This is a genomic window from Janthinobacterium lividum (assembly GCF_011601275.1).
Taxonomy (GTDB): domain Bacteria; phylum Pseudomonadota; class Gammaproteobacteria; order Burkholderiales; family Burkholderiaceae_D; genus Janthinobacterium; species Janthinobacterium lividum_E.
Genome location: NZ_JAAOLY010000021.1, coordinates 33,084 through 47,121, shown reverse-complemented (window position 1 = coordinate 47,121; position 14,038 = coordinate 33,084). Strand labels below are relative to the sequence as shown.

Here is a 14,038-nt window from a genome sequence, read left to right as displayed (position 1 = left end):
TTGATGGTGATGGGGCATGCGTGGATGCCGTGCCCAGGCGGGCGGTCAGAGGGGGCGCTGGCAGCAGTGCTGCCAGCGCGAAAGCGCCGCTACGGCAGTGCCACTACAGCGCCGGGAAAGCATAGCAATGTGCTCCTGAAGAAGCGCCCAAGAACGCCTGAATCATTCTTCAGGTTCGCTGTGCGCGCGCTGCGGCGCGGTAAAATGCCAGCATGGAAAACAAGGCACGACGCGAAAGGCAGGCATGAGAATCCTCCTGGTGGAAGACGACCGCAAGGCGGCGCGCCTGCTGGCCCGCGGCTTGCAGGAAGAAGGCTTTGTTGTCGACGTGGCGCACAGCGCGGAAGAGGGCGAGGATGAAAGCTACGCCGTCGACTATGACGCCATCGTGCTGGACTGGATGTTGCCGGGCAAGCAGGGCATCGATTTTTGCCGCGACTTGCGCGCGCGCGGCATCCAGACGCCCGTGCTGATGCTCACGGCGCGCGACGCCACGGCCGACCGCGTGGCGGGCCTGAACACGGGCGCCGACGATTACCTCACAAAGCCGTTCGAATTCGAGGAGCTGCTGGCGCGCATCCGCGCCTTGCTGCGCCGCTCCGACATCAGCCGCCCGCTGGTGCTGGCACTGGCCGATTTGACGCTTGATCCCGTCAGCCACCAGGCCACGCGGGCCGGCGCGCCGCTGGTGTTGACACCCAAGGAATACGCGATTCTGCTGATCCTGCTGCGCCAGGCGGGCGAGGTGGTGAGCCGCGCACGCCTGGCCGAGCAGATATGGCAGGCGGACCTGATCGGCATCGACAACCTGATCGACGTCCACGTGCGCAACCTGCGGGGCAAGGTCGATGCACCGGGCTTGCCGCCCTTGATCCACACGGTGCGCGGACGCGGTTTCCGCTTGGCGGAAAACAACGGTGGCTAGCTTTCGCAAACGCCTGTTGCTGGTGCACCTGGCCGTCATCCTCGCCATCGTCGCCTGCACGGCGCTGGCAGGTTACTGGGGCTTGTCGCGCGCCGTGCATGGCCAGCTCGATGCGGCCCTGCTGGCGCTGGGCGAGACGGAAATGGCCATGTTGCCGGCCGCGCCGCGCCAGCCCGTGCAGGTGCACGAGGTGGCGCCGGGCATGGCGCCGCCGTCATTGACGCGGCTCGACCGCCTGGTGCAGATCATCGATGGCGAAGGCCGCGTGCTGGCGCGCAGCCGCAATCTGGAGGCGGCGCAGCTGCCGGCGCCTAGTGCTTTGCTGGTACGTCTGGCGGCCGGCGAGACCGTCTTCGAGACCCTGCCCAAGTTCGGCGAAGAGCCGCTGCGCATGGTGTCGATTCCCGTGCCCTCGTCCGGCGCGGGCCTGGCCGTGCAGGTGGCCGGTTCGCTCGACGACACCAATCACGTGCTGGCCGCGGCCACCGTGCTGTTTGGCGCCATGGCGCTGGCCTTGCTGGCGGCTGTGGGGCTGGCTGGCGAAATGCTCACGCGCCGCGTGCTGGGCGCCATCGACGACGTGGTGGACCAGGCCCATTCGATCGGCGAAGCCAGCCTGCACCAGCGCCTGCCCCATCCCGGCACGCAGGACGAAATCGGCCGCCTGGTCGATACCCTGAACGCCATGCTGGACCGCCTCGAACACGGCTACGATGCGCAGCGCCGCTTCACGGCCGACGCTTCGCACGAACTGCGCTCGCCCCTGTCGCGCCTGCGCACGGAAATCGAAATCACCTTGCGCCGCCCGCGCGAGACGCCCGAGTATGTCGACGCGCTGGCGTCCTGCCTCGATGAAGTGCAGCGGCTGACGACCCTGGTGGAAGAACTGTTGATGCTCACGCGCCTGGACGTGGGCCAGGAGCGCAATGCCGTGGAAACCATTGAACTTAATCCCCTCGTGCGGGCGGCCGCGCAGCGCCTGGAAAAGGCAGCCGCGCAGCGCGGCATCCGCATCGTCTTCGACGAAGGCATGGATGCGCGCGCGCGGGTGGCGGCCGGCCCCGTGGACCTGGTGCTGGCCAACCTGCTCGATAACGCCGTGAAGTTTTCGCCGCCAGACAGCGTCATCACCGTGCACGTGGCGCGCGATGGCGGGCATGCGATCGTCGGCGTGGCCGACGCGGGCCCCGGCATCGGCGTGGAAGACTTGCCGCATCTGTTCGAGCGCTTTTACCGAGGCGCCAAGGCGCGCGCGGGCGAGGCTCCCGGTTTCGGCCTGGGCCTGGCCCTGTCGCAAGCCATCGTGCACGCGTACGGCGGCAGTATCGAGGCGCAGAACCGCCCGCAAGGCGGCGCGCTGTTTCTCATGCGCCTGCCCGCCTCAGATTGATGGCGCGACGCCCTCCCAGCGCACTTGCCGCACTTGCGGCCAGGCGCCGGCGCGGTTGACGAAGCGCACCAGCACGGCGCGCTGCACGGCCTGGCACAGCACCGTGGCGATCAGCTGCACCACCTGTCTTGCCTCGTCCCAGCTGCGCAGCATCTGCGACGGCGCCAGGCCCGCGCCTTTCAGTTCGGCCAGCAGCAGGCGCGCGACGTGGTCCGCTTGCGCCGCAGGGCAGGTGACGGTCAGGCGGTAGGTGGCGACAGCCGGCCCACGTTTGGCAAACCAAAGGAAGAACTTTTTCATCACACACCCCGTTCTGCGACAAATTCCGCGTTGTTCACCAGCGCCCAGCGCACGGCCGAGACGCTGCCTTCCAGGCTCACCTGGCTGACGATCTGCTCCAGCAAGCCCAGGCTGGACAAGGGCGTGAGCAGGTCGGCCCGCACTTCGATGCGTCCCGCGTGCGCGGCATCCTCGCTATGCAAGGATTGCAGCATCAGGGCCGGCATGCCGCTGATCATGCGAAGCATCAGATTGCGTACCTGGACTTCCTGCTCCGCCTCGCACACGGCCGTCACGCGGTAGATGCTTTCCGTCTCGATGCCCGCTTCGCTGCCGTGCGCGTTGATGCGTTGCGCCAGGTGGCGCAGCACGAGGTTGGCGATCAGCACGAAGAGCGTGCCGATGGCCGCTTCCAGCGCGAAGCCCAGGCCGCACAGGATGCCGATGGCGGCCGAGCACCACAGGGTGGCGGCCGTGTTCAGGCCGCGCACCGTCATGCCTTCGCGCATGATGACGCCGGCGCCAAGAAAACCGATACCCGACACCACCTGCGCGGCGATGCGCATGTGGCCCGAGGCATCGCCTTCGAGCACGGAAACCATCACGAACAGCGAGGCGCCGACGGACACCAGCGCGTTCGTGCGCAGGCCCGCCATGCGCTGGCGCAGCTGGCGTTCGGCGCCGATCATGGCGCCCAGGGTCAATGCCGCGGCAACGCGCAGCGCAAAGTCAAATACCACCATTATTTCTCCCGGCTTGGGAGGAACAGGCGAGTGCAAGGGCGAAGAAAATTCCCCCGAAAGGGGGCAGCAGACGATAACGGTGGAACGATGAGGGAAAGTGGCGGCGAATGGACATCGCCGCTGGTAAAACCGCACCTTGCCGAGGGCAGGGCGGGCGGAATGCGCGCGTCTTGCCTAAGGCCGATCGCCGATGGTCAATCGACTACTGTCACTGGAACAAGCACCCACGAGTCACTCCATACAATTGATAACGGGGACAGTCTAGCCAGTGGGGCCGCTTTGGTCAACTGAAGCTCTCTTCAGGAAGCCGCCGCGTCGTCCCCGCCAATGCGGGGACGGTGAAGGCGACCGGTTCTGATTTAATGTGCGGCGTCGGCATGTGCATCGGTGTGCGCATGCTCGCCACCGCCAAAGAAGCGCGCGGCGCGCTTGCCCAGGCTATCGAGGTAGGTGTAGGCGACGGGCACCACCACCAGTGTCAAGAGGGTCGAGGTGATGACGCCGCCGATGACGGCGCGGCCCATCGGCGCCTGCGATTCGCCGCCGTCACCCATGCCGATGGCCATCGGCAGCATGCCGAAGACCATCGCCAGGGTGGTCATCAGGATGGGGCGCAGCCGCACTTGCCCCGCTTCCATCAGCGCCTCGAACTGCCCCAGGCCTTCGCGCTGGCGCTGGTTGGTGAAGTCGACCAGCAGAATCGCGTTCTTGGTAACGAGGCCCATGAGCATGATGAAGCCGATCACGGAGAAGATGTTCAGGGTGCTGCCCGTGATCAGCAGCGCGGCCAGCACGCCGATCAGCGACAGCGGCAAGGACACCATGATGGCGATCGGCTGCAAAAAGCTGCCGAACTGCGAGGCCAGCACCAGGTAGATGAAGATCACGGCGATCCCCAGCGCCATCATGGCGCCGCCCATGGTTTCGGCCATCTGCTGCGCATTGCCGGCCACGTCGAAGCGTACGCCCGGCGGCAGATCGATCGATTGCATCGCCTTTTGCACGTCGGCGTCGACGTCGCCGGCAGGGCGGCCCTGCGTGCCCGCATAGATGGCGACCCGGCGCTGCAAGGCCTGGCGTTTGAGCACTTGCGGGCTCGATGACGGCACGAATTCAACCACCTGGCGCAGCGGAATCATGACGGGCTTGCCATTCGCGTCAAGCTTGCTCGAGGCCAGCGACAGGTCGGCCAGGTCGGCCACCTTTTGCCGGCCCGACTTGGGCAACTGCACGTTGACGTCGTAGTTCTGCCCGTCGGACGCCAGCCAGTGGCTGACCGTGTCGCCCGCCACGAATGGACGCAGCGCATTGCCGATCTGCTGCACCGACAATCCCAGGTCGCTGGCCAGTTCGTTATTGATCTTCACGGTGGTCGATGGATTGGCGCCTTCCTGGCTGTACTCCATGTCGGCCAGGCCCTTGATGTTGCGCATCTTGTCCATCAGGGTGTGCGCCACGGCATCGAGCTTGCCTTCGTCCGTGCCGAGGATGGCGATGAAGATGGGGCGCTGGCCGACCGACAGGGTGATGCCGGCGATCGGCGCCAGGCGTTCGCGGATCAGCTTTTCCAGTTCCTGCTGCGAGCGGCGCTTGTGCGTCTTGATGTCCGTCAGCTTCAGGTTCACTTCGGCCGCGTTGCGGCCATCGGGCGTGCCGATATTGGCCACCAGGCTGTCGATCTCGGGAAATTCCTTCAGGGCCGTTTCGATCTGGCGCACTTTGCTATCCGTGTATTCGAGGCTGGAGCCGACGGGCGTCTTGAAGCGCAGGTTGACCCAGCCCTGGTCCGTCTCGGGGAACATCTCGCCGCCGATCATGGGCACGAGCATCAGGCTGCCCGCGAACAGGGCCACGGCCGTGGCCAGCGTCGTCTTGCGCCAGCGCAGGGCCAGGGCCAGCACCTTGCCATACCAGACGTGCAGGCGGTCGATACCCGTCTCGATCCAGGCCATGAAACGGCCCAGCCACGGCACGTACTTGAAGCGGTCCTTGACGGGGTCGCGCCAGACGGACGACAGCATGGGGTCGAGCGTGAAGCTGACGAACAGCGACACGAGAACGGCGACGGCCACGGTAATGCCGAACTGCAGGAAGAAGCGGCCGATGATGCCGTCCATGAAGGCCACCGGCACGAACACGGCGACGATGGCAAACGTGGTGGCCATCACGGCCAGGCCGATTTCATTGGTGCCGTCGTTGGCCGCCTTGTAGTGGTTCTTGCCCATGCCCAGGTGGCGCACGATGTTTTCGCGCACGACGATGGCGTCATCGATCAACAGGCCGATGCACAGGGACAGCGCCATCAGGGTCAGGAAGTTCAGGGTAAAACCGAAGGCCTTCATGGCGATGAAGCTGGCCAGCACGGAAATCGGCAAGGTCAATCCCGTGATGATGGTCGAGCGCCACGAGTGCAGGAACAGGAAGACGATCACCATGGTCAGCACGGCGCCTTCGATGATGGTGCGCTTGACGTTATTGAGCTGGCTTTGCACGCGTTCCGATTCGTCGTCCAGCACGCGCAGGGTGATATCGGGCGGCAAGGTCTTTTGCAGGTCGGCCGCGACTTTCAGGATGCCGGTACCCACTTCGACTACGTTGGCGTCCTGCACCTTGGTGATTTCCATGGTCACGGCCTGCTGGCCGTTCATGCGCGAGATCGACAGTTCTTCCTGCTCGCCGTCGACGACGGTGGCCACCTGGTCCAGGTAGACGGGGCCGACGGCGCGGCGCGCGACGATGATCTTGCCGAATTCGCGCGCATCCTTGATCTTGCCTTCCACGCGCACCAGTTGCTCGGCCGCGCCATGGCTGATCGAACCGGCCGGCAAATTGGTATTCGTCGCCTGGATGGCGCGGATCACTTCATCGACGCCGATGCCCTGGGCATTGAGTTCGATGGGCTTCATGCTGATGAGGATCTGGCGCGCGCGCAAGCCGCGCAGCTTGACTTGCCCCACGCCGGCCACGCCCTGGAAGCGCTTGCTGATGATCTGCTCCGTCATGGTCGACAGCGAGCGCAGGTCATGCCCGGTGGAGGTGAGCACGATGGTGGCGATGGGGCGCTCGTTGTCGCCTTCGGCGCGGGCGATGAACGGGTCCTTGGCTTCCTTCGGGAAGCGCGGGCGCACCAGGGCCACCTTGTCGCGCAAGTCCTGCATGGCTTTGTCCATGTTCGTCGACAGCTCGAATTCCAGGTAGACGCCGGCGCGCCCTTCCCACGAGTTGGCGCGGATGGTCTTGATGCCGCTGACGGTGTTGACGGCGTCCTCGATGGGGCGCGTGATGTCGTTTTCCACGGCTTCGGGCGAGGCGCCCGGGTAGTTCACTTCAATGGCGGCGAACGGGAACTGCACGCTGGGCATGCTCTCCACGCCCAGGCCACGGTAGGAGAATATGCCCAGCACCACAAGCGCAACCATGACCATGGTGGCGAAGACGGGGTTTTGAATACTGACTTTGGTCATCCACATGGCTTAATCCTTCCGTGCCAGCACGGCTGCCGGCGCGGCGGGGGCGGCGGGCGCGGTTGCTGGCGCGGCAAAGGTCACGCCGTGGCCAGGTTTCACCCCATCGAGCTTGGCGACGATGACTTTCGCGCCCGGCACCAGGCCCGATTTGACTTCCGCATAGCCTTCATCCTCATTGCGCAAGCCCAGCGTGACGGGCTGGGCGACGACCTTGTTGTTGACCAGCGCATACACGACGGGACCCTGCTTTTCATTGCGCACGGCCGTCAGGGGCACCAGCGGCGCCACGATTGATCGCTCGGTGACGATGCTGCCCTTGGCGAACATGCCGCCGCGCAGCGCGCCATCGCCATTGTCGACGGCGATGTAGACGAGCATGGCGCGCGAGCCGCTCTCTGTGGTGGGGTTGATGCGCGTGACCTTGCCGGCGAAGTCGCGCGCGCCGAAGCCGTCGACCTTGAAGTGCACGTCCTGGCCCAGCTTGATGCGGGGGATGTCCGCGCTGGGCACGGGCGCTTCCAGGGTCAGCTGCGCCAGGTTGACGATGGTATAGACGGGCATGTCAGGCGAGACTTTTTCGCCGGCCTGCAGGTGGCGCTTGCTGACGATGCCGGCCATCGGTGCGCGGATTACCGTGTCGGCCAGCGCGATGCGGGCGATGTCGACCATGGCGGCGGCGGACTTGACGCTGGCGCGCGCCAGGTCGACGGAGTTTTGCGTCGTGTCGTAGGCCGTCTGCGAAATGTATTTTTGCTTGAGCAGCGCCTGGCTATTGGCCTCGTTTTTGCTCGCCATCGACAAGCGCGCCTGTGCTTCGTCGAGCATGGCTTGCTGCTGCGTCAGGCGGGCGCGCAGGTCGGCCGCTTCCAGGCGCACGAGGATTTGCCCGTTGGCTACCTGCTGGCCTTCCTGCAAGGTTGTTTCCTCGATCACGCCGGAAACCTTGGCCTTGATGGTGGCCTGGGTCACGGGCGCCAGGGAGCCGGACAGGGGCAGGCTGATGCTGAGGGCGCGCGCATCGATGGCGGCCACGTCGCCCTGCGCCAGTTCATGCACGGGCGTCTTTTCCTGCTCCTTCTTCTTGCTCGCTTGCTGCTCGGCCGCCTTGGCGGCTTGCTGCTTCGATTGCATCACCGTCCAGCCGCCGCCGGCCAGGCCCAGCACGACGAGGATCAAGACGGGCGTGCGCCAGCGCCGGCGGCGCGTGGCGGCAAGGGGGGAGGCGGGGGGCAGGGTCTCGTTTTTCATAGGTTTTTTAGTCAGGAGCGGCGCAGGGGTTCGGCGCCAGGTCTCGGTGCGGCCGGCCTGCGGCGGGCCGGGGGAATTCGGGTAGCGCATCACCGTGGCGGCCGCAGACAGCACGCCTGCCGCTGCGGCCGTTCACGACGATGCGCATGTTGCCACTTTAGGAAGATTCAAGTCCGGCCGCCATCGCCATGCGACAGATTGCACAAAATCGGGGCTGGAATGCAAAAAACGGCGACCGGAGACCAATGCCAGCATGCCCGCCGTGCGCGTCACGATGCTTGCGCATCCTCAAGAAGCCGATTCGCCGGCGCGCAAGAATGGTCAGGATGGTTGCGCCACCGGACAGGCCATACGCCAGCCGGTTGCCGCGCGGCCGCGCCACGGGGGGCCTGATGTCTGATCGGATTGCCGGAGCCGCCCCGTCGCCGGGCCGTTTGCTGGCCGCGGCCGAACCGCAGGCTGGGGCGGCCGGCAAGGCGCTCGATTTGCTGTCCATCATCGTTGCCGCCGTCGAGCAGGCACCGGGCCTGGCCATGCGCGGCATCGACCGCGACGGCATCGTGCGTTTCTGGAGTGCCGGCGCGGCGCGCCTGTATGGCGTGGCAGCCGAGCTGGTACTGGGCCAGCCGTGGGCCAGGGTGGCCGCAGCGCTGCCCGCTGCCGCCACTATGGACGAGGAGGTTGCCGGCGAACTGGCGGCCGTGTGGGAGAGCGGCAAGGCGCGCAGCATGCGCCTGTGGAAGCTGGGCGCCGATGGGGCCGCGCCGCGCTGCATCTGTTCCACCGTTTTTCCCGTCATCCAATCCGGGCGTGTGCGGCAAGTGGTCTGCATCGACGTCGACATCACGGTCGGCGGCCAGGATGGCGCCGCGCAGGGCGCCTTGCTGTTGATGGGCGACAATTTCCGCCAGTTGTACGAGAAATCGGCCGACGCCATCCTGCTGCTGCGCGACGAGCATGTCGCCGAAGCGAATCCGGCCGCCATTGCCCTGTTCCGATGCGAAGACCGGCCACGGCTGCTGGGGCGCCGCCTCAGCGATTTTTCGCCCTTGCGCCAGCCCGATGGCGCATTGTCATCGTTGCGCGGCACGCAGCTGGCGGCGCAAGCCCATGCCGATGGCAACTGCCGCTATGACTGGCGCTACCAGACGTGCACGGGCCAGCTGTTCTGGGGCGAAGTGCTGCTCACGTCCGTCACGCTCGACCATACCTACCTGTTCTACGCCGTGATCCGCGATATTTCCTCCCGCAAACTGGCAGAGCGGGCCCTGTACCTGTCGGCACAGGTGGTCGAGCATGCGCGCGAAGCCATCGTCGTGATGGACCCGCAGCAGCGGGTCGTCAGCATGAATCCCGCGTACAGCGAGATCAGCGGCTACAGCCTGGACGACATGCTGGGCAAACCCTTCGTCCTGCAGGGCGTGGAGCCGGACGCGCCCGCGTTTTTCGACCACGTGTGGGATGAAGTCGACGCGAATGGCTATTGGCAAGGCGACATCGCCGGCCAGCGCAAGGCGGGCGGACGCTACCCGGCCTGGCTGTCGCTGACGGCCATCCGCGACCCGCAGGGGCAATTGAGCAATTACCTGGCCATCCTCAGCGACATCAGCGAGCGCAAGAAAAACGAGGAGCACACGCGCCACCTGGCCGAGCACGATTTCCTCACCGACTTGCCGAACCGGGTGCTGCTGCTGGACCGGCTGTCGCTGGCGCTGGCGGCCGCGCGGCGCAAGCTGAGCATGCTGGCCATCCTGTACCTGGACCTCGACCACTTCAAGCACATCAATGACAGCATGGGCCACCACGTGGGCGACTTGCTGCTCAAGGAAGTGGCGCGGCGCCTGGTGCGCTGCGTGCGCGGCGTCGATACCGTCAGCCGGCATGGCGGCGACGAGTTCGTCATCATCCTGGCCGAGGTGGGCGGCATCGACCAGGTGGCCCACGTGGCGGCCAGCCTGCTGCATGCCGTGACGCAGGTGTACCAGCTGGGTGACTATGAACTGCATGTATCGACCTCAATCGGCGTGGCCATCTTTCCCAGCGATGGCGACGGCATCGATACCCTCGTGCACAACGCCGACATCGCCATGTACCACGCCAAGGAGAACGGGCGCAACAATTTCCAGTTTTTCAATGCCGAGATGAATGCGCAAATCGTCGAGCGTGCCAGCCTGGAGCAAAACTTGCGCGAAGCATTGGGCCGCGATGAATTCGTGCTCGAGTTCCAGCCCGCCCTCGATGTTGCCAGCGGGCAGATCCTCGGCGCCGAAGCGCTGTTGCGCTGGCGCCACCCGCAGCTGGGCCTGCTGCGGCCCGAGCGCTTCATCGCCGTGGCCGAGGAGTGCGGCCTGATGGTGTCGATTGGCAACTGGGTGCTGCGCCAGGCCTGTCTGCGCGCGCGCGCCTGGCACGATGCGGGCCATGCCTGGCGCGTCTCGGTGAATCTGTCGCCGGCGCAGTGCCTGCACAATAATTTATTAATCAGCGTGCAAGATGCGCTGGCCGCGTCGGGTTTGCCTGCCGCCAGCCTGGAATTGGAAGTGACGGAGTCCTTGCTGATGAAGGGCGGCGCGCGCCTGGCCGGCGTGCTGGCGCAGCTGCGTGCGCTGGGCGCCAGGCTGGCCATCGACGACTTCGGCACCGGCTATTCGCGGCTGGCCAATCTGCGCCATTATCCGGTGGATAAACTCAAGATCGACCCCTCGTTCCTGCCCGCCATAGCCGATGGCGCAGCGGGCCAGTCCGATACGGCCGTAGCCGCCACCATCATCGCCATGGCGCGCGAGCTGCAATTGACGGTGATCGCCGAAGGCGTGGAAACGGCGCAGCAACTGGCGTATCTGCGGGGACAGGGCTGTCAGCAATACCAGGGGCGCTATGCCAGCGCGCAAGTCGAGGGCAGCGCGCTGGCGAGGTTGCTACATTAGTCAATGTTTCCCAGCAGCTTGATGCGCGCCAGCACCTGGCCATGGTCGGATGCATGCGGCAAGCCCAGCAGCAAATGATCGTTGAGATAAGTCACTTCCTGCAGCACGCCGATGGCGCGCGACGAGGCAGGATGAAAATGTTCGGAGACGAGGATGTGGTCGATCGTCATGTAGGCGCTGTCGTGGATATTCGTGTAGCCCACGTGGCGCAGGGCGTCCTGGCGCAGCTGGATGGCGTTGGCGTCGTACAGGCGCGCGCGCATTTCCATGCCTGCTTCGCACGGGGCGCCTGCGCCCATGACGATGGCCGTGGTGACGGCATTGGCGATGTCGTTGAAGTCGCCCAGCACGATGCGGGGACGGCCGCTGTGGCCCAGCTCGCTTGCCAGCACGCGCAGGGCCACGGCTTCCGCGCCGCGCCGCTGCAGAGAGCGCAGGTTGGCCAGTGCGTAGCTGGCCGCATCGTTGCCGTCGCCATGGCGGTAGTCGGGCCGGCGCGATTTCAAATGCACGACGACGACATCGGTGAGTTGCCCGCCAGGCAAGATGACCTGGACATGCAGGGGCGCGCGGGCGAAGCGGCAGGCGTTGTCCTCGGCGGAGACGCTCATGCCTGCCGGAAAATCCGCCCAGGCAACACCGGCGCCGGCCAGCGGCAGGCGCGATACGAGCGCCACCGTGGGCAGCATGCGTCCGGCGGAGTCCATCGCATCGTAGCCGGCCACGGTGGCTTCGCGGTAGTGGCGCGTGCGCGACAGCACGTCGCGCAGGGCCGCCTGCGAGAAAATTTCCTGGAAACCGATCACGTCGGCGTCAAGCAGGTCGATCTGCCGCGCCGTCCACTCCGCCTTGGCTGCGTATTGCGCCGGGCTCAACGGTTCCAGGTTGTCATACAATTTCGCCCCGGCGGGGGCAAGGTTGCAGACATTGAATGTGGCAAAGCGGATTTCTTCCTGCATAATTAGCACTCCTCACTGAACGATCAGCGTATCACGCATGGCTAAAAAAGAGCATATTTCCGAAACCCAGGCGACGCAGTTGCTGCGCAAGCATCAAGTTTCCTTTGAAGAACACCCGTATCCGTACGAAGAGCACGGCGGCACCAGCGTGTCGGCGCGCGAACTTGGCGTGCCCGAGCACTCTGTGATCAAGACCCTGGTGATGCAGGACGAGGCGGCCAAGCCGATGATCGTGCTCATGCATGGCGATTGCAAGGTGTCGACCAAGAACCTGGCGCGCGGCATCGGCTGCAAGTCCGTCGAACCGTGCAAGCCCGAAGTGGCGCAGCGCCATTCCGGCTACATGATCGGCGGCACATCGCCATTCGGCACGAAGAAGGCCATGCCCGTGTACGTGGAGCAATCGATCCTGGACTTGCCTCGCATTTACATCAATGGCGGGCGGCGCGGTTTTCTCGTCTCGCTGGCGCCGCAGGTGCTTGTTGATTTGCTGCAAGCCAAGCCGGTGCAGTGCGCCTTGCAGGATTAAGAAAACCAGTCCCCGCCCTGTCCGTAGGCGGGGCGCTGGTGTATATTCTGCTGCGCCAGCCTCGATGCTGGTGTAATAAACACAATAAAGGGAAGAAATGAATCCAGTAATTACAACCGTGGCAATGACAGTGGCCGCTTACTTGCTCGGCTCGATATCGTTTGCCGTGGTGATGAGCAAGGTCTACGGCATTGCCGATCCGCGCACCTATGGCTCGAAAAATCCCGGCGCCACGAACGTGCTGCGCAGCGGCAACAAGGGCGCCGCCATCATGACCCTGCTGGGCGACGGCGCCAAGGGCTGGCTGGCCGTCTTCCTGGCCGACCATTTTGCCAGCGCGCTGGGCGTGGGCGACACGGCCGTGGCCCTGGTGGCCATCGCCGTCTTCCTCGGCCATTTGTGGCCCGTGTTCTTCCGCTTCGTCGGCGGCAAGGGCGTGGCCACGGCCCTTGGCGTGCTGCTGGGCATCAATCCATGGCTGGGCCTGGCCACTCTGGCCACCTGGCTGATCATTGCCTACGCGTTTCGCTATTCCTCGCTGGCAGCCCTGGTGGCGGCCCTGTTCGCGCCGTTTTACTATGGCCTGCTGTTCGGCGTCGATCCCATCTTGCTGGCCGTCATCGTCATGAGCGTGCTGCTCGCTTACCGCCACAGCCAGAATATCGCGAACTTGCTATCCGGCAAGGAAAGCAAGATCGGCGGCAAGAAAGATGCGGCCAAGGCGCCCGTCAAGAAGAAGTAAGCGCTTGATTTCCCGCGCGCCGCACGCATATGCTGTGCTTGCGGCGCCGCACGGTGCGGCCGCCACCGACTCGCGCAAAGGCTGCCCACCATGACTGTTTCAACCTCCTCCGCCACACCCACTCCCGTCCGTATCGATTTCGTTTCCGACGTTTCCTGCCCCTGGTGCGTGGTGGGCCTGAAATCGCTGGAACAAGCCTTGGCCAAACTGGACGGCACCGTCCAGGCCGACATCCACTTCCAGCCTTTCGAGCTGAATGCCAACATGCCGCCCGAAGGCGAAGATATCGGCGAACACATCGCCCGCAAATACGGTTCCACCGAAGAACAGATGGCGCAGTCGCGCGAAGCCATCCGCGCGCGCGGCGAACAACTGGGCTTTACCTTCGCCATGGACAAGCGCGGTCGCATCTACAACACCTTTGACGCCCACCGTCTGCTGCACTGGGCCGCTCTGGAAGGGCGCCAGAAGGAACTCAAGATGGCGCTGTTCGACGCCTACTTCACGCAAGGGCAGGATCCGTCGTCGCACGAGGTGCTGCTGGCCGTGGCCGGCAAGGTGGGGTTGGACACCGTCAAAGCGGCCGAAGTGCTGACATCGAACGCCTATGCGGACGAGGTGCGTGCGCAAGAGCAGTTCTACCAGCAGAACGGCATCAACTCGGTGCCGGCCGTCATCATCAACGAGCGCCACCTGATTTCCGGCGGCCAGCCGCCTGAAGTGTTCGAGCAAGCCTTGCGCCAGATCATCGCGGGCGCTTGAACCGGGCGCCAATGGCGCGCGCCATGGCGGACTTTTTGCGCTACACTCGGCGCAGAAGGAGGATAGT

At 65.2% G+C, this 14,038-nt stretch carries 11 protein-coding genes; 6 read left to right on the top strand and 5 right to left on the bottom strand.

Translation table 11 applies throughout. From position 1 onward, the window contains the following. Nucleotides 1-244 precede the first annotated feature (244 nt). On the top strand, nt 245-925 hold the full coding sequence (locus GYK42_RS24980; RefSeq protein WP_035821962.1) for a response regulator transcription factor: 681 nt from the start codon (nt 245-247) through the stop codon (nt 923-925). Further along, complete coding sequence (locus GYK42_RS24975) at nt 918-2,315, top strand: ATP-binding protein (protein WP_166449685.1); 1,398 nt, start codon at nt 918-920, stop codon at nt 2,313-2,315. Before GYK42_RS24980 ends, GYK42_RS24975 begins: the two co-directional genes overlap by 8 nt. Here the strand turns inward: GYK42_RS24975 and GYK42_RS24970 are convergent. The 4 genes from GYK42_RS24970 to GYK42_RS24955 form a co-directional block, all read right to left on the bottom strand. After that, complete coding sequence (locus GYK42_RS24970) at nt 2,307-2,615, bottom strand: hypothetical protein (RefSeq protein WP_166449684.1); 309 nt, start codon at nt 2,613-2,615, stop codon at nt 2,307-2,309. The genes GYK42_RS24975 and GYK42_RS24970 overlap by 9 nt on opposite strands. Continuing rightward, nucleotides 2,615-3,337, bottom strand: a complete 723-nt coding sequence (locus GYK42_RS24965) for an MgtC/SapB family protein (RefSeq protein ID WP_166449683.1) — start codon at nt 3,335-3,337, stop codon at nt 2,615-2,617. The genes GYK42_RS24970 and GYK42_RS24965 overlap by 1 nt, the downstream gene beginning before the upstream one ends. Before the next feature lie 359 nt (nt 3,338-3,696). Then, complete coding sequence (locus tag GYK42_RS24960; protein ID WP_166449682.1) at nt 3,697-6,807, bottom strand: efflux RND transporter permease subunit; 3,111 nt, start codon at nt 6,805-6,807, stop codon at nt 3,697-3,699. A 3-nt stretch (nt 6,808-6,810) separates the two neighbouring features. Continuing rightward, the gene (locus GYK42_RS24955; RefSeq protein ID WP_166449681.1) at nt 6,811-8,052 is read right to left on the bottom strand and encodes an efflux RND transporter periplasmic adaptor subunit; all 1,242 of its coding nucleotides are present in this window, start codon (nt 8,050-8,052) and stop codon (nt 6,811-6,813) included. A 392-nt stretch (nt 8,053-8,444) separates the two neighbouring features. Here GYK42_RS24955 and GYK42_RS24950 point away from each other — a divergent pair, with 392 nt between their 5' ends. Beyond that, nucleotides 8,445-10,979 carry a sensor domain-containing protein gene (locus GYK42_RS24950; RefSeq protein WP_205711543.1) on the top strand — a complete coding sequence of 845 codons (2,535 nt, stop codon included), beginning with the start codon at nt 8,445-8,447 and terminating at the stop codon, nt 10,977-10,979. On the opposite strand, the gene GYK42_RS24945 is transcribed toward GYK42_RS24950, so the two are convergent. Then, entirely contained in the window at nt 10,976-11,938 is a 963-nt protein-coding gene (locus GYK42_RS24945; protein WP_166449680.1) for an endonuclease/exonuclease/phosphatase family protein, read from the bottom strand. The genes GYK42_RS24950 and GYK42_RS24945 overlap by 4 nt on opposite strands. Nucleotides 11,939-11,975: 37 nt before the next feature. On the opposite strand from GYK42_RS24945, the gene ybaK reads away from it, so the two are divergent. From ybaK to GYK42_RS24930, 3 genes are all read left to right on the top strand, one after another. Beyond that, nucleotides 11,976-12,467 (top strand): Cys-tRNA(Pro) deacylase, encoded by a 492-nt coding sequence (gene ybaK, locus GYK42_RS24940; RefSeq protein ID WP_058049838.1) that lies wholly within the window; start codon nt 11,976-11,978, stop codon nt 12,465-12,467. A 97-nt stretch (nt 12,468-12,564) separates the two neighbouring features. Continuing rightward, on the top strand, nt 12,565-13,209 hold the full coding sequence (plsY, locus tag GYK42_RS24935; RefSeq protein WP_240943804.1) for a glycerol-3-phosphate 1-O-acyltransferase PlsY: 645 nt from the start codon (nt 12,565-12,567) through the stop codon (nt 13,207-13,209). 90 nt (nt 13,210-13,299) lie between these two features. Continuing rightward, a complete protein-coding gene (locus GYK42_RS24930) occupies nt 13,300-13,971 on the top strand; it encodes a DsbA family oxidoreductase (RefSeq protein WP_166449679.1) in 672 nt (223 codons plus the stop codon). Nucleotides 13,972-14,038: the final 67 nt, after the last annotated feature.

Bases quoted from the DNA above. Each gene is read 5' to 3' on its own strand.
- GYK42_RS24950 (WP_205711543.1), top strand. From the start codon at position 8,445: ATGTCTGATCGGATTGCCGGAGCCGCCCCGTCGCCGGGCCGTTTGCTG.
- GYK42_RS24970 (WP_166449684.1), bottom strand. From the start codon at position 2,615: ATGAAAAAGTTCTTCCTTTGGTTTGCCAAACGTGGGCCGGCTGTCGCC.
- plsY (WP_240943804.1), top strand. From the start codon at position 12,565: ATGAATCCAGTAATTACAACCGTGGCAATGACAGTGGCCGCTTACTTG.
- GYK42_RS24960 (WP_166449682.1), bottom strand. From the start codon at position 6,807: ATGTGGATGACCAAAGTCAGTATTCAAAACCCCGTCTTCGCCACCATG.
- GYK42_RS24955 (WP_166449681.1), bottom strand. From the start codon at position 8,052: ATGAAAAACGAGACCCTGCCCCCCGCCTCCCCCCTTGCCGCCACGCGC.
- ybaK (WP_058049838.1), top strand. From the start codon at position 11,976: ATGGCTAAAAAAGAGCATATTTCCGAAACCCAGGCGACGCAGTTGCTG.
- GYK42_RS24980 (WP_035821962.1), top strand. From the start codon at position 245: ATGAGAATCCTCCTGGTGGAAGACGACCGCAAGGCGGCGCGCCTGCTG.
- GYK42_RS24930 (WP_166449679.1), top strand. From the start codon at position 13,300: ATGACTGTTTCAACCTCCTCCGCCACACCCACTCCCGTCCGTATCGAT.
- GYK42_RS24945 (WP_166449680.1), bottom strand. From the start codon at position 11,938: ATGCAGGAAGAAATCCGCTTTGCCACATTCAATGTCTGCAACCTTGCC.
- GYK42_RS24965 (WP_166449683.1), bottom strand. From the start codon at position 3,337: ATGGTGGTATTTGACTTTGCGCTGCGCGTTGCCGCGGCATTGACCCTG.